Origin of the sequence: Nocardioides agariphilus (genome assembly GCF_015352445.1) — a bacterium.
In the GTDB taxonomy this organism is placed as follows: domain Bacteria; phylum Actinomycetota; class Actinomycetes; order Propionibacteriales; family Nocardioidaceae; genus Nocardioides; species Nocardioides agariphilus.
Genome location: NZ_JADKPO010000002.1, coordinates 1 through 21,723 on the forward strand (window position 1 = coordinate 1; position 21,723 = coordinate 21,723).

General features: G+C 68.5%; 23 protein-coding genes and 1 tRNA gene. 20 read left to right on the forward strand and 4 right to left on the reverse strand.

Annotation, left to right across the window (positions count from 1 at the left end):
* Positions 1-139 precede the first annotated feature (139 nt).
* The gene (locus ISU10_RS01970) at positions 140-1,162 is read right to left on the reverse strand and encodes an adenosine deaminase (protein ID WP_194694693.1); all 1,023 of its coding nucleotides are present in this window, start codon (positions 1,160-1,162) and stop codon (positions 140-142) included.
* A gap of 25 nt (positions 1,163-1,187) precedes the next feature.
* Positions 1,188-2,393, reverse strand: coding sequence for a pyridoxal phosphate-dependent aminotransferase (locus ISU10_RS01975; protein ID WP_194694694.1), 1,206 nt, complete (start codon positions 2,391-2,393; stop codon positions 1,188-1,190).
* A 252-nt stretch (positions 2,394-2,645) separates the two neighbouring features.
* Here ISU10_RS01975 and ISU10_RS01980 point away from each other — a divergent pair.
* From ISU10_RS01980 to ISU10_RS02015, 8 genes are all read left to right on the forward strand, one after another.
* A tRNA-Trp gene (locus tag ISU10_RS01980) sits at positions 2,646-2,718 on the forward strand.
* Positions 2,719-2,767: 49 nt separating this feature from the next.
* Positions 2,768-3,037, forward strand: coding sequence for a preprotein translocase subunit SecE (secE, locus tag ISU10_RS01985; protein WP_194694695.1), 270 nt, complete (start codon positions 2,768-2,770; stop codon positions 3,035-3,037).
* Between the two features lie 61 nt (positions 3,038-3,098).
* Complete coding sequence (gene nusG, locus ISU10_RS01990) at positions 3,099-4,010, forward strand: transcription termination/antitermination protein NusG (protein WP_370864646.1); 912 nt, start codon at positions 3,099-3,101, stop codon at positions 4,008-4,010.
* 145 nt (positions 4,011-4,155) lie between these two features.
* A complete protein-coding gene (rplK, locus tag ISU10_RS01995) occupies positions 4,156-4,584 on the forward strand; it encodes a 50S ribosomal protein L11 (protein WP_194694696.1) in 429 nt (142 codons plus the stop codon).
* 84 nt (positions 4,585-4,668) lie between these two features.
* Positions 4,669-5,391 carry a 50S ribosomal protein L1 gene (gene rplA, locus ISU10_RS02000; protein WP_194694697.1) on the forward strand — a complete coding sequence of 241 codons (723 nt, stop codon included), beginning with the start codon at positions 4,669-4,671 and terminating at the stop codon, positions 5,389-5,391.
* 19 nt (positions 5,392-5,410) lie between these two features.
* On the forward strand, positions 5,411-5,878 hold the full coding sequence (locus ISU10_RS02005; protein WP_194694698.1) for an ATP-binding protein: 468 nt from the start codon (positions 5,411-5,413) through the stop codon (positions 5,876-5,878).
* On the forward strand, positions 5,875-6,279 hold the full coding sequence (locus tag ISU10_RS02010; protein ID WP_194694699.1) for an STAS domain-containing protein: 405 nt from the start codon (positions 5,875-5,877) through the stop codon (positions 6,277-6,279). The genes ISU10_RS02005 and ISU10_RS02010 overlap by 4 nt, the downstream gene beginning before the upstream one ends.
* Before the next feature lie 15 nt (positions 6,280-6,294).
* Positions 6,295-7,311 (forward strand): PP2C family protein-serine/threonine phosphatase, encoded by a 1,017-nt coding sequence (locus ISU10_RS02015; RefSeq protein WP_194694700.1) that lies wholly within the window; start codon positions 6,295-6,297, stop codon positions 7,309-7,311.
* Positions 7,312-7,317: 6 nt separating this feature from the next.
* Here ISU10_RS02015 and ISU10_RS02020 read toward each other — a convergent pair whose 3' ends face one another.
* Together ISU10_RS02020 and ISU10_RS02025 are read right to left on the reverse strand one after the other, a co-directional pair.
* A complete protein-coding gene (locus ISU10_RS02020) occupies positions 7,318-8,316 on the reverse strand; it encodes a DnaB-like helicase C-terminal domain-containing protein (RefSeq protein ID WP_194694701.1) in 999 nt (332 codons plus the stop codon).
* A 168-nt stretch (positions 8,317-8,484) separates the two neighbouring features.
* Complete coding sequence (locus ISU10_RS02025) at positions 8,485-9,405, reverse strand: DnaB-like helicase C-terminal domain-containing protein (RefSeq protein ID WP_194694702.1); 921 nt, start codon at positions 9,403-9,405, stop codon at positions 8,485-8,487.
* A gap of 407 nt (positions 9,406-9,812) precedes the next feature.
* On the opposite strand from ISU10_RS02025, the gene rplJ reads away from it, so the two are divergent.
* From rplJ to ISU10_RS02085, 12 genes are all read left to right on the forward strand, one after another.
* Positions 9,813-10,478, forward strand: coding sequence for a 50S ribosomal protein L10 (rplJ, locus tag ISU10_RS02030; RefSeq protein ID WP_194694703.1), 666 nt, complete (start codon positions 9,813-9,815; stop codon positions 10,476-10,478).
* A gap of 86 nt (positions 10,479-10,564) precedes the next feature.
* On the forward strand, positions 10,565-10,960 hold the full coding sequence (rplL, locus tag ISU10_RS02035; protein WP_194694704.1) for a 50S ribosomal protein L7/L12: 396 nt from the start codon (positions 10,565-10,567) through the stop codon (positions 10,958-10,960).
* Between the two features lie 164 nt (positions 10,961-11,124).
* Positions 11,125-11,814, forward strand: a complete 690-nt coding sequence (locus ISU10_RS02040) for a glutamine amidotransferase-related protein (RefSeq protein ID WP_194694705.1) — start codon at positions 11,125-11,127, stop codon at positions 11,812-11,814.
* A gap of 111 nt (positions 11,815-11,925) precedes the next feature.
* Positions 11,926-12,879, forward strand: a complete 954-nt coding sequence (locus ISU10_RS02045) for an ABC transporter ATP-binding protein (RefSeq protein ID WP_194694706.1) — start codon at positions 11,926-11,928, stop codon at positions 12,877-12,879.
* A 3-nt stretch (positions 12,880-12,882) separates the two neighbouring features.
* On the forward strand, positions 12,883-13,668 hold the full coding sequence (locus ISU10_RS02050) for an MlaE family ABC transporter permease (RefSeq protein ID WP_194694707.1): 786 nt from the start codon (positions 12,883-12,885) through the stop codon (positions 13,666-13,668).
* A gap of 4 nt (positions 13,669-13,672) precedes the next feature.
* Complete coding sequence (locus tag ISU10_RS02055) at positions 13,673-14,512, forward strand: MlaE family ABC transporter permease (protein WP_370864575.1); 840 nt, start codon at positions 13,673-13,675, stop codon at positions 14,510-14,512.
* Positions 14,512-15,813 carry an MCE family protein gene (locus ISU10_RS02060; protein ID WP_194694708.1) on the forward strand — a complete coding sequence of 434 codons (1,302 nt, stop codon included), beginning with the start codon at positions 14,512-14,514 and terminating at the stop codon, positions 15,811-15,813. The genes ISU10_RS02055 and ISU10_RS02060 overlap by 1 nt, the downstream gene beginning before the upstream one ends.
* Positions 15,810-16,841 (forward strand): MCE family protein, encoded by a 1,032-nt coding sequence (locus ISU10_RS02065; RefSeq protein ID WP_194694709.1) that lies wholly within the window; start codon positions 15,810-15,812, stop codon positions 16,839-16,841. Before ISU10_RS02060 ends, ISU10_RS02065 begins: the two co-directional genes overlap by 4 nt.
* Positions 16,838-17,803 carry an MCE family protein gene (locus tag ISU10_RS02070; protein WP_194694710.1) on the forward strand — a complete coding sequence of 322 codons (966 nt, stop codon included), beginning with the start codon at positions 16,838-16,840 and terminating at the stop codon, positions 17,801-17,803. The genes ISU10_RS02065 and ISU10_RS02070 overlap by 4 nt, the downstream gene beginning before the upstream one ends.
* A gap of 3 nt (positions 17,804-17,806) precedes the next feature.
* On the forward strand, positions 17,807-18,982 hold the full coding sequence (locus ISU10_RS02075; RefSeq protein WP_194694711.1) for an MCE family protein: 1,176 nt from the start codon (positions 17,807-17,809) through the stop codon (positions 18,980-18,982).
* Entirely contained in the window at positions 18,979-20,427 is a 1,449-nt protein-coding gene (locus ISU10_RS02080; RefSeq protein WP_194694712.1) for an MCE family protein, read from the forward strand. Before ISU10_RS02075 ends, ISU10_RS02080 begins: the two co-directional genes overlap by 4 nt.
* Positions 20,424-21,722: an MCE family protein gene (locus tag ISU10_RS02085; RefSeq protein ID WP_194694713.1), complete on the forward strand. Its 1,299-nt coding sequence runs from the start codon at positions 20,424-20,426 to the stop codon at positions 21,720-21,722. Before ISU10_RS02080 ends, ISU10_RS02085 begins: the two co-directional genes overlap by 4 nt.
* Position 21,723 lies beyond the last annotated feature (1 nt).

A 21,723-nucleotide genomic window follows, 5' to 3' on the forward strand; every position in this document is an offset into this window, starting at 1 on the left:
CAGCGGGCGGTGAGGTTTCGAGACAGGCGCTAGCGCGCCTTCCTCAACCAGCGGGCGGTGAGGTTTCGAGACAGGCGCTAGCGCGCCTTCCTCAACCAGCGGGCGGTGAGGTTTCGAGACAGGCGCTAGCGCGCCTTCCTCAACCAGGGGGCGGTGAGGCGAGCCAGCCGTCGATGTCGGCGAGCATCGAGGCCGCCACGTCTGACGGTGCCCGCGAGGCGCGCACGGACATGCGGGCGAGCTCGGCGAGCTGCTCGTCGCTGAGCTCGTGGGCGGCCCGCATGGTGGCGTACTGGCCGGCCAGCCGGGAGCCGAACAACAACGGGTCATCGGCGCCGAGCGCGACCGTCGCCCCCGCCTCGAGCAGCTGGGGGAGCGGGACCGAGGTGAGGTCGGAGTAGACGCCGAGCGCGACGTTGGAGACGGGGCATACCTCGAGTGCCACGCCCTGCTCGACGATGCGCGCGAGCAGCGCCGGGTCCTCCACCGAGCGGATGCCGTGACCGAGACGGTCGGCGTGGAGGTCGTCGAGGACGGTGCGGATGGACGCTGGTCCGAGGAGCTCGCCGCCGTGCGGCATCAGCGAGAGTCCCGCGCGCTCGGCGATCTTGAACGCCGGCGCGAAGTCAGCGGTCGTTCCCCGTCGCTCGTCGTTGGACAGGCCGAACCCGACGACTCCCTCGTCGGCGTACTGACCAGCCAGCCGCGCCAAGGTGCGGGCGTCCATCGGATGGCGGGTCCGGTTGGCGGCGATGATCACCGCGATCGCGAGACCGGTGCGCTCGGAGGCGTCGCGCACGCAGTCGAGCACCAGGTCGGTGAAGGCCGTGATGCCGCCGAACCTGGCGGCGTACCCGGACGGGTCGACCTGGATCTCCAGCCAACGTCCGCCATCGCGTACGTCGTCCTCGGCGGCCTCCAGCACCAGACGGCGCACGTCGGCCGGCGTCCTCAGCACGGAGCGGGCAACGTCGTAGAGCCGCTGGAAGCGGAACCAGCCCTTCTCGTCGGCCGCGCTGAGCTGGGGCGGCCAGTCGTCGACCAGGGCATCGGGCAACACGATGCCGTCCCGCTCGGCCAGCTCGACCAAGGTCCCGTGCCGCATCGACCCCGTGAAGTGCAGGTGGAGATGCGCCTTCGGGAGCCGGTGCAGGTCCCTCAAGCCACGCCCTTCATGCAGGCAACCATCAGGCGAACAGCTTCTGCAGGCGGGTGATGCCCTCGACGAGGTCGTCGTCGCCCAGCGCGTAGGACAGCCGCAGGTAGCCGGGGGTGCCGAACGCCTCGCCGGGCACGACCGCGACCTCAGCGGTGTCGAGGATGTACTCGGCCAGCTCGGCGGAGCTCTCGATGAGCCGGCCGTCGTAGGTCTTGCCGAGCAGGCCCTTCACCTGTGGGTAGGCGTAGAACGCGCCCTCCGGCATCGGGCAGTAGACACCCTCGATCTCGTTGAGCATCGACACGATCGTCTTGCGGCGCCGGTCGAAGGCCGTCTTCATGGCCGCGACGGCCGACAGGTCACCGGTCACGGCCGCGAGCGCGGCTCGCTGGGAGACGTTCGCAACGTTGGAGGTGGCGTGGGACTGGAGGTTGGCCGACGCGGAGACGAGGTCCTGGGGGCCGATCATCCAGCCGACCCGCCAACCGGTCATCGCGTAGGTCTTGGCCACGCCGTTGACGACCACGCAGTTGTCCCGGAGGTAGGGGCAGAGCACGGGCAGCGAGCCGGTGTCGACCCCGTCGTAGACCAGGTGCTCGTAGATCTCGTCGGTCAGCGCCCAGAGGTCGTTGTCCTCGACCCAGCGACCGATCGCGCGGATCTCGTCACTGGTGTAGACGGCGCCGGTCGGGTTGGACGGGGAGACGAACAGCAGCACCTTGGTCTTGTCGGTGCGCGCCGCCTCCAGCTGCTCGACGGTGACCTTGTAGCCCTGCGTCTCGTCGGCGAGCACGAGCACGGGGACGCCGCCGGCGAGCTGGATCGCCTCGGGGTAGGTCGTCCAGTAGGGCGCCGGGACGATCACCTCGTCGCCCGGGTCGATCATCGCCGCGAACGCCTCGTAGATCGCCTGCTTGCCGCCGTTGGTGACGATCACCTGGCTGGGTTCCACGGCGTAGCCGCTGTCACGCAGGGTCTTGTCGGCGATCGCCTTCTTCAGCTCCGGGAGCCCACCGGCCGGGGTGTAGCGGTGGTTCTTGGGGTCGCGGCACGCCTCGACCGCGGCTTCGACGATGTAGTTGGGAGTGGGGAAGTCGGGCTCGCCGGCGCCGAAGCCGATGACCGGGCGACCCTCGGCCTTGAGTGCCTTGGCCTTCGCGTCGACCTTCAGCGTCGCCGACTCGGCGATCGCACCGATGCGACGGGAGACGCGCCGGTCACGAGGAGAGCTCATGGGGTCATCGTAGGCGGGACCGATCGACGGGGCCGATCGGCGGGGCTTGTCGACGGGGCTGATCGACGGGGCTGATCGACGGGGCTGATCGACGGGGCTGATCGACGGGGCTGATCGACGGGGCTGATCGACGGGGCTGATCGACGGGGCTTGCCGACCGGGCCTGGTTTGGACCTGCCTTCGTGATTGCCCGTAGACTCCCCTGTTGGTGGTCTCCCACAGGCTCAAGCCTGCCCATCGGAGCCGCACCGGAGGGCACTAGCTCAACTGGCAGAGCATCGGTCTCCAAAACCGAAGGTTGGGGGTTCAAGTCCCTCGTGCCCTGCATATGACCGGAGTCAGTCACAGGCTCGCGAGCACAGACGGAAGGTGAGATGCGAGTGTCGGACAGCAAGGCCGTCAGCGGCCCGCGCGAGGATCGTGAGCGGCGCCGCGACACCGACAAGCGGACCAGCATCCCCACGTTCTACCGCCAGGTCGTCGCCGAGCTCCGCAAGGTGGTCTGGCCGACCCAGGAGCAGCTGGTCACCTACTTCTTCGTGGTGATGGTGTTCGTGCTGGTGATGATCGCCCTGGTCTCGGCCCTCGACCTCGGCTTCGGCAAGCTCGTGTTCTGGATGTTCGGCGGCGGGGGCACCCAGTAGCCCTCCGGCCTCCCTTCCCGGCCTCCCTTCCCCACCCGAACCACCAGTGATGGAGCAGCACGTGTCCGAGCAGTACCACTCCGAGGAGCCCGAGGCTCCTACCGACGACGTCATCGACGAGGCCGCCGAGGAGACTCCCACCGACGAGGCCACCGACGAGCCCGCCGAGGAGACTCCCGCCGACGAGGCCATCGACGAGGTGAGCGACGAGGCCATCGACGAGGTGAGCGACGAGCCCACCGACGAGCCCACCGACGAGCCCACCGACGAGCCCACCGACGAGGTGAGCGACGAGGTGAGCGAGGAGTCGCCCGCGGACGAGGTGGAGGACGAGGAGTCCGTCGCCGACGACGAGGACCCGCTGGAGGCCTTCCGCCGCGAGCTCTACGCCAAGCCCGGCGACTGGTTCGTCGTGCACACCTACTCCGGCATGGAGAACCGCGTGCGCGCCAACCTGGAGAACCGCATCTCCTCCCTCCACATGGAGGACTACATCCACGAGATCGTGGTCCCGACCGAGGAGGTCGCGGAGATCAAGAACGGCCAGCGCAAGATGGTCAAGCGCACCGTGCTCCCCGGCTACGTCCTGGTCCGCATGGACCTCACCGACGAGTCCTGGGCGGCCGTGCGGCACACGCCGTCAGTGACCGGGTTCGTGGGCCACAGCCACCAGCCGGTGCCGCTGAGCATGGACGAGGTCGAGAACATGCTGGCCCCGAGCGTGGTCGCCACCGCCGAGGCCGCCGCGGCGGCTGCCGGTACGGGCGGCGGCGTCACGACGGCGAAGAAGCCCGTCGAGGTCGCCGACTTCTCGGTGTCCGACTCCGTGATGGTCGTCGACGGCCCGTTCGCGACCCTGCACGCCACGATCACCGAGATCAACGCCGAGGCCCAGCGGGTCAAGGCGCTTGTGGAGATCTTCGGTCGCGAGACGCCGGTGGAGCTGAGCTTCTCGCAGATTCAGCGAGTGTGACGCCCGAGCTCGCAGGCAGCCGTAATTGGCCGTCGTAGGACCGAGCAAGGCACAATGTCCCGGTTGTCCTCGGACAACCAGCACCACCAGTGGCAGAGGGCAGGGAGTCCTCGTCATGACCACGAGATAGAAAGCTGGAGAGACAATGCCTCCCAAGAAGAAGATCGCTGCGCTCGTCAAGGTGCAGCTCCAGGCCGGTGCCGCGACCCCGGCCCCACCCGTCGGCACCGCGTTGGGTCCCCACGGCGTCAACATCATGGACTTCTGCAAGGCCTACAACGCCCAGACCGAGTCCATGCGCGGCAACGTGATCCCGGTCGAGATCACCATCTACGAGGACCGCTCCTTCACCTTCATCACCAAGACCCCGCCGGCTGCCGAGCTCATCAAGAAGGCTGCTGGTCTGCAGAAGGGCTCGGGGGTTCCCCACAAGGAGAAGGTCGGCAAGCTGACCAAGGACCAGGTGCGCGAGATCGCCCGCACCAAGATGCCCGACCTCAACGCCAACGACGAGGCCGCCGCGATGAAGATCGTCGAGGGCACCGCCCGCTCCATGGGCGTCACCACCAACTGACGCACCGCCCACTCGCACGACGTGGCAGGGCCGCGCTGGCCCGCTCGACCACACCTGGAACACCAGACGAAAAGAGAACCAGTCATGCAGCGCAGCAAGACCTACCGAGCGGCCGCCGAGACGTTCGACAAGAACGAGATCTACGCGCCTCTCAACGCGATCAAGATCGCCAAGACCGCCAGCAAGAAGAAGTTCGACGAGACCGTCGACGTCGTGATGCGCCTCGGGGTGGACCCCCGCAAGGCCGACCAGATGGTCCGCGGCACCGTCAACCTGCCCCACGGCACCGGCAAGACCGCCCGCGTGCTGGTGTTCGCCAACGCCGAGAAGGCCGACGCCGCCCGTGAGGCCGGCGCCGACGTCGTCGGTGGCGATGAGCTGATCGAGAAGGTCAACGGCGGCTGGCTGGAGTTCGACGCCGTGGTGGCCACCCCCGACATGATGGGCAAGGTCGGTCGCCTCGGCCGCGTGCTCGGCCCTCGCGGTCTGATGCCCAACCCCAAGACCGGCACCGTGACCCCGGACGTGGCCAAGGCCGTCTCCGACATCAAGGGCGGCAAGATCGAGTTCCGGGTCGACCGCCACGCCAACTTGCACTTCATCATCGGCAAGGCGTCCTTCTCCGAGGTGCAGCTGGCCGAGAACTACGCGGCTGCGCTCGAGGAGGTGCTGCGGCTCAAGCCGGCCAGCTCCAAGGGCCGCTACATCCGCAAGATCACGGTCTCCACGACCATGGGCCCGGGCGTCCAGGTCGACCCCAACCGCACCCGCAACGTCGCGGTCGAGGACGAGTCCGCCACGGCCTGACGGCTGGTACCTTCGCCGCGTGAGCGCGGTGGCCGACGTGACGGGGTCGAGCCTGCAGGTGACGGCGAGTCTCGACGTACTCGCCGAGGTGCGCGCCTTCGTGCGCTCCACCGCTGCCGGGCTCGGTGCCGACACCGACACCGTCAGCGCCCTGGTGCAGTGCGTCGATGAGTGGGTGACCAACGTGGTGGTGCACGGCTACCGCGGGCCCGGACCTGTCGAGGTGTCCTTCGGTCGCGAGGGCGCCGACATCGTCGTGGACATCCGCGATGCGGCGCCGGCGTTCGACCCGGCGACCGCGCGGCCCTTCGACCCGGACGTTCCCCTCGAGCGACGGCCGTTCGGTGGCATGGGTATCGCACTGATCAACGACCTCTGTACGGTCTTCGAGCACCGGTCACTGTCCGGAGGCGCGTCACAGGCCGGCAACGTCGTGACGATGCGTCGTCCGGCACACACCGCCGCCAACGATGGAGGACAACTGTGAAGACGTCGATCGACCGGGTCTCCGACTCCGTGGCCGTGCTCAAGCTCGACGGTGAGCTGGACGCCTCCAACTACCGCGACGTGATGGAGACCGGCGAGCAGCTCTACGGCGAGGGGGTGCGCACCCTCGTGCTCGACATGTCCGGCCTGGAGTACATGTCGAGCTCGGGCATCGTGGCGCTCCACTCCCTCGCGCTGGTCTACCGCGGTGAGCCGCCGCACGACCCCGACGCCGGCTGGGAGGCCCTGCACGCCGCACAGACCGACGCCGAGGCCGGGGGCGATCATGACCAGCTGCGGCTGGTCGCACCGAGCGAGGCCATCTCGGTCGTGCTCGGCCGCACGGGGATGGATCGGATCATGCCGGTCTTCCCCGATCGCGACGCCGCCATCGACGGCTGAGCAGTCGGCTGCTCGATGAGCGAGCTCGACTCCCTCGTCGACGACGAGAGCCTTGTCGACCTGTTGGCCACCGCTTCCGCGCTGGCCGCCGGCGCGGCGATCGCGGTCACCGACGCTGACGGCCGGCATCTGGTCGGTGCGACGGTCGCAGGAGGAGCTCGGCTGACCCTGCGGCTCGAGGACCGGCTGGTCGGCCATGTGGTCCACGACGCCGCGATGGCGCCGGACCTGGCCGAGCTCGTGCGTACCTCGGTCGAGATGGCGCTGCGCGGTGCCCGCCAGCACGCCTCGCGCGTCACAGCGGCCCAGGAGCTGGCCATCGGGCGCGACATCCAGCGCTCGCTGTTGCCCCGCCGCTTTCCTGACGTGGAGGGCTGGCGGTTCGCGGCCGACTACGAGCCGGCGCGTGAGGTCGGGGGCGACCTGTACGACGTGTTCCGCGTGCGCGGCGCCAGCCACGACGTGGCCCTGCTGATCGCCGACGTGACCGGCAAGGGCGTGCCGGCCGCGCTGCTGATGGCCGACACGAAGGCGCTGCTCCACGCGGCCGCCGACAATGCCGACGACCCGGCCGATGCCCTGGCCCGCGTCAACCGGATCCTGTGCGTGGAGCGGCGCACCACGCTGTTCCTCACCGCTGCCCTGGCCTCGGTCGACGCCGACACCGGTAACGTCCGGCTGGCCAGCGCCGGTCACGAGCCACCCCTGGTGATCCGCGCCGACGGGCAGGTGGAGGCGCTCGAGGCGGGCGGCGCCATCCTGGGCGCCTTCCCGGTGGCCTCCTTCGAGCTCGGGAACTGCCGCATCGAGCCCGGCGAGACGATGGTGCTCTACACCGACGGCATCACCGACACCCGTGACGCCACGGGAGCCTTCTACGGTGAGTCCCGCCTGGTGGCCCTGCTGGGCACGCTGTCCGGCGCCGGGGCCGACGACGTACGCGATGCCGTGCTGGCCGACGTACGCGCGTTCAGGGGCGACGCAGCGGTGTACGACGACCTGACCCTGCTGGTCGCCAGGCGCGAGCCCTGAGGGGGCTCACCCGTCGAGGCGCTCCTCGACGAGGCGCTCGGAGACGAGGGCGCCCTCGGTGTCGAAGCGACCTTGCATGAACTTCTTGCGGAACTCGATGTCGAGCCCGGTCGAGCCCTGCCGGTTCTTCTCCAAGGTGACCACGGTCCACTCGCGCATCCGCTCGAGGCCGTTGACGTCGTAGACCAGGGCGTCGCGGGTGACGATGTCGGCCTTGGTGTTCATGATCATCACGATGTCGGGCTCGTAGGCCAGTGCCGTGGAGCCCTTGAGGTGGCGGGCGCGCATCCGCTGGCCGGGCTTGAGGCCGTCGCGGTCGGCCGAGCTCAGCGCCAGGATCGGGCTGGCGAAGTCGATGGCCAGGTCCTTGAGCTGCTGGGTGATCAGGGTGATCTGCTGCTCCTCCGACATGGTGCGGTCGAAGGGCTTCACCTTCTGCAGGTAGTCCACGACGATCAGGGGCGGCTGCCCGGTGTCGGCGTACACCTCCTTGGCGTTCTCCGCGATCGAGGCCATGTCGGTGTGCATCGTGGTGGAGCGGTGGATGACCAGCCGGTCGGAGAACGTGCCGATCGACATCAGGGCGTCGATGGCCATCGGGCCTGCGGCGGCCAACAGGCGCTCGGGGAGACCGCCCGCGTCGCCCTTGCCGTCGAAGGCCTCGCGGATCTGCGCGATCGGCGGCGCCTGGGGGCCGAACATCAGGCCGGCCTCGAGCGAGATCAGGCGCTGGAGCAGCACCTCGGCCTCGAGCTCGAAGGAGAACATCACCGCCGAGCAACCGGCCGCGGCCGCGTTGCGGCACATCTGCAGTGCCATCGTCGACTTGCCCTGGCCCTGGGGGCCGGCCAGCACGTTGAGAGCGCCCGCACGGAAGCCGCCGCCGATGCTGTCGTCCAGGATCGGGAAGCCGGTCGGCCAGATGCGGACCTCAGCATCGGGGGAGCGGAGCCGCGTGTCGGTCCGCTCGACCACCGAAGTCAGCGAGGTGAGCTTCTGGTCCATGCCCACCATTCCATCGAAGGTGAGCACCCGGATCTGGGCGAATGGACTGATCTGGCCCGTTTGGAGGGTAGCGATGGTCCATTGGGGTCATTTCCGGACTAGACAGACCGATGCCCCGCACGCGACTTCGCGTGCGGGGCGTCATGTCAAGGACGTGACGAGCGTCTGTCACTTATCGGCGAAGAGGCGTTCCTCGACCAGTTGCTCGGCCACGATCTTGCCGTCGGTCTCGAAGCGGCCCTGGTGGAACCGCTTGCGGAACTCCAGCTCCATCGCGTCGTGACCCTGGCGGTTCTTCTCCACCGTGATGACAGTCCACTCGCGCCAGCGCTCCAGGCCGTTGATGTCGAAGAGCAGGTGGTTGCGGGCGACCACGTCGGACTTGGTGTTCATGATGAGCACCACGTCGGGCTCGTAGGCCAAGGCCGTGCCACCGCGCAGGTGACGCGCGCGCATCCGCTGTCCGGGCTCGAGGCCCTGCTTGTCGGCGGCCGCGACCGCCAGGACCGGTGCCTCGAAGTCGATCGCGAGGTCCTTGAGCTGCTCGGTGATCTTGGTGATGCTCTCCTCGTCGGAGAGCCGCGGGTCGTCGAACTTCACCTTCTGCAGGTAGTCGACGATGATCAGCGGCGGCTGGCCGGTCTCCCCGACGACCTCCTTGACCGCACTCGCGATCGTCGGGATGTCGGTCGCGGTCGTGGTGGAGCGGTGGACGACGAGTCGCTCGGCGTATCCCTGGATGCGCATGATCGCCTCGATGCCCGCGGTGCCGGCCAGGCGCTCCGGCAGTCCTCCGGCGCCCGTGGCGCCCTCGAAGGCCGCGCGTACCTGCGTCAGGCCCGGTGCTCTGATCCCCCCGATCAGCCCGGACTCGAGCGCGATCAGTCGCTGCAGCAGCGACTCGGCGTCGAGCTCGAAGGAGAAGAAGATGGCGGCCCGGCCAGAGGCGACCGCATTGCGGGCCATCTGGAGAGCCATGGTCGTCTTGCCTTGACCCTGAGGTCCGGCAAGCAGGTTGAGCGCCCCGGCCCGAAGGCCACCCCCGAGGACGTCGTCGACGAGTGGGAACCCCGTTGGCCAGATCCGCACCGAGGATTCCGGGGACCGCAACCGAGCGTCAGCACGATCCAAGATCGTGGCAAGCGAGGTCAACTTCGGGTCCACGGAACTCATTGCAACAGAACAGGGCCGTGCCCGGGAACCGAAACGTAAAATCTGACTAGTCCGGTCGGGCCATCTCGCGATGGCCGATCGGACGATGTACCGCAATTTGCTGAGGTCGTACGCCGCGGCCTATGGTGGCCGCTGAAACCAGAGACCGCTGGTCGTCGGTTTCCTCATCATGAGGAAGTCGACCGAAGGCTCCGACTCGTCGGGCGACCCGCGCAGGTGACGCAGAGCTGGATCGCATGACCACGCCCTGGGCCTCCTGCGCCCGGGGCGTTCGTCGTCTCCGGCCCGGGACAGGCCCGGTCTCCCCATCCGGAAGGAGACCCATGGCGCGGGCAGAGAAGGCTGCGGCCGTCGCGGAGATCGTTGACTCGTTCAACGACTCGGCCGGTGCAGTGCTGACCGAGTACCGCGGGCTCACCGTCAAGCAGCTGCAGGAACTGCGGCGCTCGCTGCGTGGGAACGCCAACTACGCCGTGGTCAAGAACACGCTGGCCAAGCTGGCCGCCAACGAGGCGGGCATCAACGGCTTCGACGACCTGCTGACCGGTCCGACCGCGATCGCCTTCATCAACGGCGACGTCGTCGAGGCGGCCAAGGGTCTGCGTGACTTTGCCAAGGCACACCCCACCCTTGTCATCAAGGGTGGCGTCCTGGACGGCAAGCCCCTCGACGCTGCGGAGGTCGCGAAGCTCGCCGACCTCGAGTCGCGCGAGGTGCTGTTGGGCAAGCTGGCCGGCGCGATGCTCGCGTCGCTCAGCCAGGCCGTCTACCTCCTCAACGCTCCCATCGCCCAGGTCGCCCGGCTCGCGGGCGCGCTCGAGGCCAAGGCGCAAGAGGACCCCTCGATCCTCGCGGGTGGTGCCGGCACACCGGTCCCGGCCACCGACGAGGTCGTCGCTGACGCGGAGGAGGCGACCGTCGAGAGCTCGACGGACGACGAGCCCGCAGCGGAGGCTGCCGAGTCCGAGGACCAGCCGACCGAGGCCTGACACCAGGCCGGTCACACCACCCAGATATTGGCCCAGTTATTGGCCCGTTCATGGGCCAACACCACCGATTGGAAGGAAACGCCACCATGGCGAAGCTCAGCACCGACGAGCTCCTCGACGCGTTCAAGGAGATGACCCTCATCGAGCTCAGCGAGTTCGTGAAGCAGTTCGAGGACACCTTCGGCGTCACCGCGGCCGCTCCGGTCGCCGTGGCCGCTGCCGCTCCCGCGGCCGGCGGCCCCGGCAACGTGGGCGAGGAGGCCGCCGAGCAGGACTCGTTCGACGTGATCCTCGAGGCAGCCGGCGACAAGAAGATCAACGTCATCAAGGAGGTGCGCGCCCTGACCTCCCTCGGCCTGAAGGAGGCCAAGGACCTGGTCGAGGCCGCTCCCAAGCCCGTCTTGGAGGGCGTGGCCAAGGACGCCGCCGAGAAGGCCAAGGAGGCCCTCGAGGGCGCCGGCGCCACCGTCACCCTCAAGTGACGCAGACTGATCGTCTGAGCTCCTAGCGCGATCCGAAGGGCGGGTACCCACCTGGGTACCCGCCCTTCGTGCCTCCGCCGGTCGAGGAAGGCGCGGTCATCTGACCTCTCACCAGGTTTCGAGACGCTTGCTGGCGCAACCTCCTCAACCAGCGATGATGAGCCGTGCGGATCGCGCTGCTCGGTGACCACAGCTCCCACCCCAGCCATCGCGAGCTGGACGCGCTGGTCCCACGGCTCGCCACCGAGCTCGACGTCGAGGCTCGCTGGGTGCCCACCGACAGCGGCGAGGACGTCACGACCTACGACGCCGTGTGGCTGGTCCCCGGGTCTCCCTACGCCGACGACGACGCCGTCTTGGCCTCGCTGACGGCGGTGCGTGAGAGCGGGACGCCGTTCCTCGGCACCTGCGGTGGCCTGCAGTACGCCGTGGTCGAGTACTCCCGCAACGTCCTCGGCCGCCGCGCCACGCACGCGGAGACCGATGGCCTCGACGACGACAACGTGGTCGAACCGCTGGCCTGCTCGCTGCAGGGCGAGCAGCGCCTGGTCACGCCGGTCCCCGGGACCCGGTTCGCGACCTGGGTGAGCCAGCCCTTCGTCGGCACCCACTACTGCTCCTATGCGCCCACGCCGGCGGCCGTCGCCGACCTGGTGTCGGCCGGTGTGGTCGTCGGCGCCACCGCACCCGATGCCGGTGCCGAGGTGCTGGAGTTCCCCGAGATGGGCGCCGGCCACCCGTTCTACGTGGCCAGCCTCTTCCAGCCCCATGTGGGGGCATCCCGGGGCGAGCCGATCCACCCGCTCATCCGCGCGTTCGTGGCGTCCGTCACGAAGTCGGCGACCTCCCCGTAACCTTCGCGACCCGCGCCCGTTGACCCCTCTGGAAGCGGCGAACGGGAGGCGCCCTTCCTCGACAGGTCACTGACCGCGGGCACGGTCGATGCGAAGGGAGGCGCCGCGCTGATGGGTGTCGAGATACAGATCGAGGGGCTCACCAAGTCCTTCGGCAAGCAGCTCATCTGGGGTGACGTGACGCTGACCGTCCCCGCGGGTGAGATCTGCGTGATGCTCGGCCCCTCGGGCACCGGCAAGTCGGTCCTTCTCAAGACGCTGATCGGGCTGCTCAAGCCCGACCGCGGCTCGGTCGTCATCGAGGGCACCGACATCGCGACCTGCTCGGAGCGCGAGCTCTACGAGATCCGCAAGCTCTTCGGCGTGCTCTTCCAAGACGGCGCGATGTTCGGCTCGATGAACCTCTACGACAACGTCGCGTTCCCGCTGCGCGAGCACACCAAGAAGTCCGAGTCCGAGGTCCGCGACATCGTGATGGAGAAGATGGAGCTCGTCGGCCTGGTCGGTGCGGAGGACAAGCTGCCCGGTGAGATCTCCGGTGGCATGCGCAAGCGCGCCGGCCTGGCACGGGCCCTGGTGCTCGACCCGGAGATCGTGCTTTTCGACGAGCCCGACTCGGGCCTCGACCCGGTGCGTACGGCGTTCCTCAACCAGCTGATCGTCGACCTCAACGCCCAGATCGACGCGACGTTCCTGATCGTCACCCACGACATCAACACCGCGCGCACCGTGCCCGACAACATCGGCCTGCTCTACCACCGGCACCTGGCGATGTTCGGCCCGCGCGAGATGCTGCTCAGCTCGGAGGAGCCGGTCGTGCGCCAGTTCCTCAACGCCCAGCGCGTCGGCCCGATCGGCATGTCGGAGGAGAAGGACGCCGACGAGCTGGCGGCCGAGAAGGACCAGGAGCTGCCGCCCCTGCCGCCCATCCCGCTGCAGCTCGAGCCGACCAACGGTCAGCCACGCCGCAGCCAGCGACCGCCCGGTGACTGGTGCCGCGCGAACGGCGTGACCCCACCGCCCGGCTCCTTCGAGCCGGCCATGAGCATGACCCCGGGGGCTTGAGCCATGTCCTCGCTCACCTCGTCGCGCGCCCTGGCGCCCATCGGCACCGCCGGCAAGCTGTTCGCCTTCGGTCTCGACGTGGGCCGTGGGCTGTTCCGGCGGCCGTTCCAGACCCGTGAGTTCCTCCAGCAGGCCTGGTTCATCGCATCGGTCACGATCATCCCGACCGCGCTGGTCGCGATCCCGTTCGGCGCCGTGATCGCGCTCCAGGTCGGCGGGCTGATCAAGCAGTTCGGCGCGCAGTCGTTCGTCGGCTCCGCCTCCGTGCTGGCCGTCGTCCGCGAGGCGGGCCCGATCGCCACGTCGCTGCTGATCGCGGGGGCAGGAGGCTCGGCCATCGCCGCGGACCTCGGCGCCCGCAAGATCCGCGAGGAGCTCGACGCGATGATGGTGCTGGGCATCGACCCGATCCAGCGCCTGGTCGTCCCACGCGTGCTGGCGTGCATGCTCGTCGCGGTCTTCCTCAACGGCCTGGTCAGCGTCGTCGGCGTGACCGGCGGCTACATCTTCAACGTCGTGCTCCAAGACGGCACGCCAGGTGCCTACCTGGCCAGCTTCACCGCGCTCGCCCAGCTGCCCGATCTGTGGCAGGGCATGGCCAAGGCTCTGGTCTTCGGGCTCGTCGCCGCCATCGTGGCGTCGTACAAGGGCATGAACGCCGCCGGCGGGCCGAAGGGTGTCGGGGACGCGGTCAACGAGTCGGTCGTCGTCAGCTTCATGCTCCTGTTCGTCATCAACTTCGTGATGAGCGCGATCTACTTCCAGCTCGTCCCGCCGAAGACCGGTTGACGACATGCCCAAGACCATGACCGGCCTGAAGGCCATCTACGACAAGCCCGCGCAGTCGCTCGACGACCTGGGCCACCAGCTGGCCTTCTACCTCAAGGCGCTGGCCTGGACCCCTCGCACGGTCTCCCGCTACAAGAAGGAGATCCTGCGGATCCTCGCCGAGGTGACGCTCGGCTCGGGCTCCCTGGCCGTCATCGGCGGCACGGTCGGCGTGATCACCGCGATGTGCTTCTTCACCGGCACCGAGGTCGGCCTGCAGGGGTACGCCGCACTCAACCAGCTCGGCACCTCTGCCTTCTCCGGCTTCGTGTCGGCCTACTTCAACACCCGCGAGATCGCGCCCTTGGTCGCCGGCATCGCGTTGGCAGCCACCGTCGGCTGTGGCTTCACCGCACAGCTGGGCGCCATGCGGATCTCCGAGGAGGTCGACGCTCTCGAGGTGATGGCGATCCCGTCGTTGCCGTTCCTGGTCACCACGCGGATCATCGGTGGGCTGATCGCGATCATCCCGCTCTACGTCGTGGGCCTGCTGTCGTCGTACTACGCCACGCGGCTGACCGTGACGCAGTTCTTCGGGCAGAGCGAGGGCACCTTCGACCACTACTTCAACCAGTTCCTCCCGCCCGGCGACGTGCTCTGGTCGTTCGGCAAGGTGCTGGTCTTCGCGGTCACCGTGATCCTGATCCACTGCTACCACGGCTACAACGCCTCCGGCGGGCCTGCGGGCGTGGGCGTGGCCGTCGGGCGCGCCGTCCGCACCAGCATCGTGGCGATCAACGTGCTCGACCTGTTCTTGTCGATGGCCATCTGGGGGGCCACGACGACGGTGAGGCTGGCCGGCTGATGACCGCTGGATCGACACGGCTGGGCAAACGGCTGGGCAACAAGGCCCTCGGGGTCGTCTTCGTCTGCCTGCTGCTGCTCGGGGTCTGGCTGACCTACGGCGTGTTCAGCAAGAAGTTCGTGGACTACGACCGGGTCACCTTGCGCACCTCGACGCTCGGCCTGCAGCTGCCCGAGCGCGCCGACGTCAAGATCCGCGGGGTGATCGTGGGGGAGGTGCTCGGGTTCACCAGCGAGGCAGGCAGTGACGGGGGCGCCGTCGTCACCCTCGGTCTCTACCCCGACCAGGTCAGGACCATTCCCGCCAACGTCACCGGTGCGATCGTGCCCAAGACGCTGTTCGGCGAGAAGTACGTCGCACTCGAGGTGCCCGAGGAGCCGTCCTCGCAGCACATCGCGGCCGGCGCCACCATCGAGCGCACGCAGGTCGCCATCGAGGTGGAGAAGGTGCTCAACGACCTGTACCCCTTGCTGCGCACGGTCCAGCCCGCCGAGATCAACATGACGCTCAACGCGATCGCCACTGCTCTCGAGGGTCGTGGCGACAAGATCGGGGAGAACCTCGAGACCGTCGACTCCTACCTCAAGCGGCTCAACCCGCAGATCCCGGCGATCGTGCAGGACCTGCGGCTGACCGCGAAGGTCTCCACGATCTACGCCGACGTGATGCCGCAGATCGCCCAGATCCTGCGCGACACCGTCAAGACGACCGGGACCCTCGAGGACCGCGAGGCGGAGCTGAGGACCTTCTTCGCCGACCTCACGCTGTTCGCCGACGACTCGCGGGACTTCCTCGACGAGAACGGCGACAACCTGATCCGCCTCGGCCGGCTGGGGGCGGCGCAGCTGCGCGTGCTGGCGAAGTACGCCCCGGAGTACCCCTGCCTGACCGGCGGTATCGTCAACGCCGGCAAGCTGCAGGCCGAGGCCTTCCGCGGCTTCACCTTGCACATCGTCTTGGAGACGCTGCCCAACCAGCCGCGCGGCTACAACGCCTCGGACGTGCCGCGGCTCGGTGAGAAGCGCGGTCCGTCCTGCCTGCACCTGCCCGAGCCGCCGTGGAACCAGCAGAACCCGATGCGCCACCAGCCGAACTTCAACGACGGCGTCGACAGCCCGACGGGCAAGGGCACCAGCCGCGTCGCTCCCGCCTGGGGCCAGTACGCCGGCACGTCCGAGGAGTCGGGCCTGCTCAAGTCGCTCCTGGGTCCGGGGCTGGGCCTGAGGACCGACGATGTTCCCGACCTGGGCGTCCTGCTCGTCGCGCCGATGGCACGGGGGGCGGAGGTGACCTTGCGATGAAGGCTCTCGACAAGCGCACCACCGTCGACCTGGTCAAGCTGGTCGTCTTCATCGTGGTCACCACGCTGGCCACCAGCGTCCTGGCCGTCACGATCGGCAACCTCGACTTCGGCACCAGCCGTCGGTACCAGGCGGAGTTCACCGACGCGACCGGCGTGAACAAGGGCGACGACATCCGGATCGCCGGCGTGAAGGTCGGCACCGTCAAGAAGGTCGAGATCGTCGAGCGCACCAGGGCGCTGGTGACCTTCTCGGTGCAGGAGTCCATCACCTTGTCGAAGGCGACGCGGGCCGACATCCGGTTCCGCAACCTCGTCGGCCAGCGCTACATCTCGCTGAGCAACGAGATCGGGGACACTGCCAAGCTGCCCGAGGGCGCCACCATCCCGGTCAGCCAGACCTCGCCGGCCCTCGACCTCACGGTGCTCTTCAACGGGTTCAAGCCGTTGTTCGAGGCGCTCACCCCCAGCGACATCAACACGCTGTCCTACGAGATCGTCCAGGTCTTCCAGGGCGAGGGCGGCACGCTCGAGGGTCTGCTCGCCCACACCGCCAGCGTGACCTCGACCCTGGCCGACCGCGACCAGGTCATCGGACAGCTGATCGACAACCTCAACGAGGTGCTCGACCACATCGGCAGTCGCGACAAGCAGCTCAACGAGCTGATCACGACCTTCCGGCAGTTCGTGGGTGGGCTGAAGGGTGATCGGCAGGCGATCTTGTCCTCGCTCGACCAGGTCTCCGCGCTCTCGGTCGAGACGGCCGACCTCGTGCAGGGCATCCGTCAGCCCTTCGTCGAGGACATCACGCACCTGCGCGCGGTGGCCGAGAACATCGACCGCAACAAGGGCGAGCTCGACCGGGCGCTGCAGGTGCTGCCGATCAAGCTGGAGAAGGTCGGCCGCACCGCGATCTACGGCTCCTGGTTCAACTTCTACCTCTGCCAGTTCCAGGGCAAGGTCCGCGTCGGCGGTCAGACCATCCCGGTCTCCTACAACACCGGATCGGACAGGTGTTCCCTCGGATGAGCACCCCCTTCCGCGAGCGCAACCCGGTGGTCGTCGGGGCGATCAGCCTCGCCGTCGTCGCGGCCCTGATCCTGGCCGCCTTCAACGCCCAGCACCTGCCGGTCATCGGCGGGGGTGACGTCTACTACGCAGCCTTCAGCGAGGCCGGCGGGCTCAAAGCCAACGACGAGGTACGCATCGCCGGCGTGCGGGTCGGCAAGGTCGAGAAGGTCGAGCTCGACGGCGACCACGTCAAGGTCACCTTCCGGATCGAGAAGGGCGCCGACTTCGGTGACCAGACCCACGCCGACATCAAGGTCAAGACGCTGCTCGGTGCGATGTACCTCAGCCTGGCCCCGGCCGGGTCGGGTCAGCTGGCCGAGGGCGCGGAGATACCGCAGACCCGCACCAGCTCGCCGTACGAGGTCGTCAAGGCGTTCTCGGGCCTCGCCGAGCGATCCGAGCGGATCGACACCGACCAGCTCGCGGAGTCGCTGACCACGCTGTCGGACCTGACCCGCAACACCCCCGAGGAGTTCCAGGCGGCGCTCGACGGCGTCTCCCGGCTGTCGAGCAACATCGCGGCCAAGAACGACCAGATCGGTGAGCTGCTCGGCAACCTTCGAGATGTCTCCCAGGTCCTCGAGGCGCGAGACGACGACATCATCGGCCTGATGCGCGACAGCGACGTGCTGTTCCGCGCGCTCCTCAGGAGGCGGGAGGCCGTGCACCGGCTGCTGGTGTCCACCTCGACGCTCTCGTCCGAGCTGACCAAGCTGGTCAAGCAGAGCCGCGCCGACCTCAAGCCCGCGTTGACCCACCTCGAGTCGGTGGTGGGCGTGCTCAACAAGAACGAGGACAACATCGACAACAGCCTGCGGCTGATGGCGCCCTTCTACCGCGTCTTCGCGAACACGCTCGGCAACGGGCCGTGGTTCGACACCTACATCCAGAACATGCCTCCCGTGCCGCAGGTGGGTTGAGCGATGGACCCCAAGAAGCTGAAGCCGGCCACGGTCGTCGTGCCGGTCATCGTCGTCGCCCTGCTGGCCGCTGGCGCCTGGACCTTCCTACTCGGAGGCTCCGAGACCAAGACCCTCACCGCACACTTCCCGCGCACGGTCTCGATCTACGAGGGCAGCGACGTGCGGGTGCTCGGGGTGCCGATCGGCACCGTCGACACCGTGACGCCGTCGGGTACCGACGTGGTCGTGACGATGACGTACGACGCCGACGTCAAGATCCCCGAGGACGCCGCGGCCGTCATCGTCTCGCCCTCCATCGTGGGTGACCGGTACGTGCAGCTGACGCCGGTCTACACCGACGGCCCGGAGCTTCCCGACGGGGCCACGCTCGAGACGGACCGGACCGCCGTGCCCCTCGAGCTCGACGAGATCTACCAGAGCCTCGACGACCTCACCGTGGCGCTGGGCCCCAACGGTGCCAACGCCAAGGGTGCGCTGACCGACCTGCTGGAGACCACCGCGGCCAACTTCGGCGGTCAGGGGGCGAAGTTCCACCAGACCATCGAGGACTTCAGCCAGCTCACCGGCACTCTCGATGACAACAAGGAGGAGCTGTTCGGCTCCGCCAGGTCGCTCGAGGGCTTCATCAAGACGCTGGCCGACAACGACGAGACCGTCCGCCAGTTCAACGACTCGCTCGCCTCGGTGTCGCAGATGCTGTCGGGTGAGCGTGGTGAGCTGGCCGCGTCGCTGCGCAACCTGGCCGTCGCGATGAAGCAGGTGTCCGGCTTCGTCAAGGAGAACCGGGCGATCCTCGGTCGCAACATCAAGGGGCTCAACCGGGTCGCCAAGGTGCTGGTCAAGCAGCGCGACGCACTCGACGAGGTGCTCTCGGCGGCGCCGGTCGCCCTCAACAACCTGGCGCTGACCTACAACCCGCAGGCCGGCACCCTCGACACCCGGGCCAACCTGCAGATGATCGGCGACCAGATCACCAGTGACCCCGCGACCTTCCTGTGCGGGATCATCAGCCAGGCCGACAAGCCCAAGCAGTCGAATGGCCAGGCCTGCAGCGTCATCCAGGACATCCTCAAGGACCTCCCCGCGGCCCCGCGGGTCGCCGCCTTCGCTCGGGACCAGCAGCGCGAGCCGGAGCAGTACGACCCGACGCTCGGAGGGTTGGTGGCGGCCCGATGACGAGGCTGAGGCTGCTCCTGCTCGCCCTCGTCGGCTCGCTGACGATCTCGGGGTGTGGGTTCGACGTCTACAAGCTGCCGCTGCCGGGCGGGACGGACGTGGGCAGCGACCCGATCACGGTGCACGTGATGTTCCGCGACGTGCTCGACCTCGTGCCCCAGTCGACGGTCAAGGTGAACGACGTCAGCGTCGGCAAGGTGACCGACGTGCGGCTCGACGGGTTCACCGCGGATGTCACCGTGCAGCTGCGCAAGGACACCTTGCTGCCCGACAACGCGGTCGCGACGATCCGCCAGACCAGCCTGCTGGGCGAGAAGTTCGTGTCGCTGGCGGCGCCCGAGACCGGCGCGAGCAACGAGCTGCTGCAGTCCGGCGACGTCATCGACCTCGACCACAGCGGACGCAACCCGGAGGTCGAGGAGGTGCTCGGCGCGCTCAGCCTGTTGCTGAACGGCGGCGGCGTCGCCCAGCTGCGGACCATCGCGCGCGAGCTCAACACCGCGCTCGAGGGCCGCGAGGGCACCGCCCGCTCGGCGCTCGACCAGATCCGCACGCTGATGACCCAGCTCGACGACCACAGGGCCGACATCGTCAACGCGATCGACAAGCTCAACGACCTCGCCGTCTCGGTCAACAAGCAGCGCGACAGCATCGATGCCGCTCTCGACGAGCTGCCCTCGGCGCTCCGGTCGATCGACAAGCAGCGCGACGACCTGGTCAGGCTGCTCAAGGCTCTCAGCCGGCTCAGCGACGTGGGCGTGCGGGTGATCAGCGCGTCCAAGGCCGCCACCATCGACTCTCTCCAGCAGCTGTCGCCGGTGCTCTCCCAGATCGCTGCGTCAGGAGACGACTTCGTCAACGCGTTCAACGTCTTCTTGACCTACCCGTTCGTCGACGAGGTGGTCGGCCGCGACCCGCAGGTCGCCCGCAACCTGCACATGGGCGACTACACCAACCTGTCGATCACCCTCGACCTCGACATCGACACCGGGGCCACCTTGCCGACCGGCCTGCCGACGGGACTGCCCACCTTGCCGACGGACCTGCCGACGAAGCTGCCCACGATCCTCGACCCGACCGTGATCCTCAACGACGTGCTGGCGTGCCTGCGCAGCGGGAGCCTGAGCAGCCCCGAGTGCGCCAAGGTGCTCGCCTCGCCGCAGAAGCTGCTGCAGCTGCGCGAGGAGTGCGCCAAGCAGGAGAACGATGACCGCGCCGTCTGCAAGCAGCTCGCCCTCATCCCCGGGCTCCCGACGGGCGACGGCATGCCGACGCTGCTGCCGACCATCCCCGGCCTGCCCCGGGCTGGTGTCGGCCAGCAGAGCCGGACGCTGGACTTCGGAGCGCGCGGACCGACGTACGAGCAGCTGATGGCGCTCTACGACCCGGCCTTGGTCAGCCTGCTCGTCCCCGGCATGGTGCCGGTCGAGGAGGCGGGCCGATGATCACCCGTCGCACGCGCATCCAGCTGGTCGTCTTCGTGCTGATCACCATGGTCGGGGTCAGCTTCGTCGGGGCCCGCTACGCCAAGCTGGACCGGCTGTTCTTCGACTCCTCCTACACCGTCGTGGCGCACTTCGCCGACTCCGGCGGGATCTTCGCCGGCGGCGAGGTCAGCTATCGCGGCGTGCGGGTCGGGCAGGTCGAGAAGCTCGCGCTCACCGACGACGGTGTCGACGTCTACCTCGACATCGACAACGGCCACGACGACATCCCCGCCGACACCCTGGCCGTCGTCGGCAACCGCTCGGCCGTGGGAGAGCAGTACGTCGAGCTGCAGCCGCGCGCCGACGGCAAGCCCTTCTTGCGAGACGGGTCCGAGATCGCCGTCGGCGACACCCGCACGCCACTGCCGACCCAGCAGCTGCTCGGCGACATCTCCACGACCGTCGAGTCGGTCGACCGGGAGGCGCTGCAGACGACGTTGAGCGAGATGGGCGATGCCTTCAGCGGCACCGGCGAGGACCTGCAGCGCATCATCGACAGCGGAACCTCGTTCATCGATGCGGCCAACGCCAACTTCGACACGACCACCGCGCTGATCCGCGACAGCAACACCGTGCTGCGCGGGCAGATCGCCTCCGAGAGCGCGCTGCGGACCTTCGCCCAGCAGCTGAGCCTGTTCACCGGCACGCTTGCCGGCTCCGACAAGGACCTGCGCGCCGTCATCGACAACGGCTCCGCCACCGCGGTCGAGCTGCGCAGGTTCCTCGCCGACAACAAGGTCGACCTCGCCGAGCTGATCAACGAGCTCGTCACCACCGGTGAGGTCGTCGTCCGGCACCTCGACGGTGTCGAGCAGGTGCTGGCGATCTACCCCTACGTCGTCGAGGGCGGCTTCACGGTGGTGTCCAGGTCGCCGGACACCGGGCTGTACGACGCCCACTTCGGGATGATCCTGACCAACAACCCGGAGGTCTGCCACGCGGGCTACGGATCGACCGACCGCCGGCCCCCTCAGGACGGCTCCAACCGGCCGATGAACATGAACGCCCACTGCGCCGAGCCGCCGTCGAAGTCCGACCCGCGCGGCGCGCAGAACGCTCCGAACCGTGCCCCCGCGGCGTACCGGGCAGCTCCCTGGTCTCCCGTCGTGGCGACGTACGACGGCCAGGAGCTCCACTGGGGATCAAGCGTGCCCCGTGACCTTTCCTCGCCTGGCTCGTTGGCACCACGAACCCTGGGAGGGGATTCGTGGAAGTGGCTGTGGTTGCAGCCGCTGTTGTCGAGTCGGGAGTGAG

What these genes read in the sequence shown, in the direction of transcription:
- ISU10_RS02075 (WP_194694711.1), top strand. Translation starts at nt 17,807, where the DNA reads ATGGACCCCAAGAAGCTGAAGCCGGCCACGGTCGTCGTGCCGGTCATC.
- ISU10_RS02015 (WP_194694700.1), top strand. Translation starts at nt 6,295, where the DNA reads ATGAGCGAGCTCGACTCCCTCGTCGACGACGAGAGCCTTGTCGACCTG.
- ISU10_RS02065 (WP_194694709.1), top strand. Translation starts at nt 15,810, where the DNA reads ATGAAGGCTCTCGACAAGCGCACCACCGTCGACCTGGTCAAGCTGGTC.
- ISU10_RS02060 (WP_194694708.1), top strand. Translation starts at nt 14,512, where the DNA reads ATGACCGCTGGATCGACACGGCTGGGCAAACGGCTGGGCAACAAGGCC.
- ISU10_RS02080 (WP_194694712.1), top strand. Translation starts at nt 18,979, where the DNA reads ATGACGAGGCTGAGGCTGCTCCTGCTCGCCCTCGTCGGCTCGCTGACG.
- rplL (WP_194694704.1), top strand. Translation starts at nt 10,565, where the DNA reads ATGGCGAAGCTCAGCACCGACGAGCTCCTCGACGCGTTCAAGGAGATG.
- ISU10_RS02085 (WP_194694713.1), top strand. Translation starts at nt 20,424, where the DNA reads ATGATCACCCGTCGCACGCGCATCCAGCTGGTCGTCTTCGTGCTGATC.
- rplA (WP_194694697.1), top strand. Translation starts at nt 4,669, where the DNA reads ATGCAGCGCAGCAAGACCTACCGAGCGGCCGCCGAGACGTTCGACAAG.
- rplK (WP_194694696.1), top strand. Translation starts at nt 4,156, where the DNA reads ATGCCTCCCAAGAAGAAGATCGCTGCGCTCGTCAAGGTGCAGCTCCAG.
- ISU10_RS02055 (WP_370864575.1), top strand. Translation starts at nt 13,673, where the DNA reads ATGCCCAAGACCATGACCGGCCTGAAGGCCATCTACGACAAGCCCGCG.
- ISU10_RS02070 (WP_194694710.1), top strand. Translation starts at nt 16,838, where the DNA reads ATGAGCACCCCCTTCCGCGAGCGCAACCCGGTGGTCGTCGGGGCGATC.
- rplJ (WP_194694703.1), top strand. Translation starts at nt 9,813, where the DNA reads ATGGCGCGGGCAGAGAAGGCTGCGGCCGTCGCGGAGATCGTTGACTCG.
- ISU10_RS02045 (WP_194694706.1), top strand. Translation starts at nt 11,926, where the DNA reads ATGGGTGTCGAGATACAGATCGAGGGGCTCACCAAGTCCTTCGGCAAG.
- ISU10_RS02020 (WP_194694701.1), bottom strand. Translation starts at nt 8,316, where the DNA reads ATGGACCAGAAGCTCACCTCGCTGACTTCGGTGGTCGAGCGGACCGAC.
- secE (WP_194694695.1), top strand. Translation starts at nt 2,768, where the DNA reads ATGCGAGTGTCGGACAGCAAGGCCGTCAGCGGCCCGCGCGAGGATCGT.
- ISU10_RS02050 (WP_194694707.1), top strand. Translation starts at nt 12,883, where the DNA reads ATGTCCTCGCTCACCTCGTCGCGCGCCCTGGCGCCCATCGGCACCGCC.
- ISU10_RS01975 (WP_194694694.1), bottom strand. Translation starts at nt 2,393, where the DNA reads ATGAGCTCTCCTCGTGACCGGCGCGTCTCCCGTCGCATCGGTGCGATC.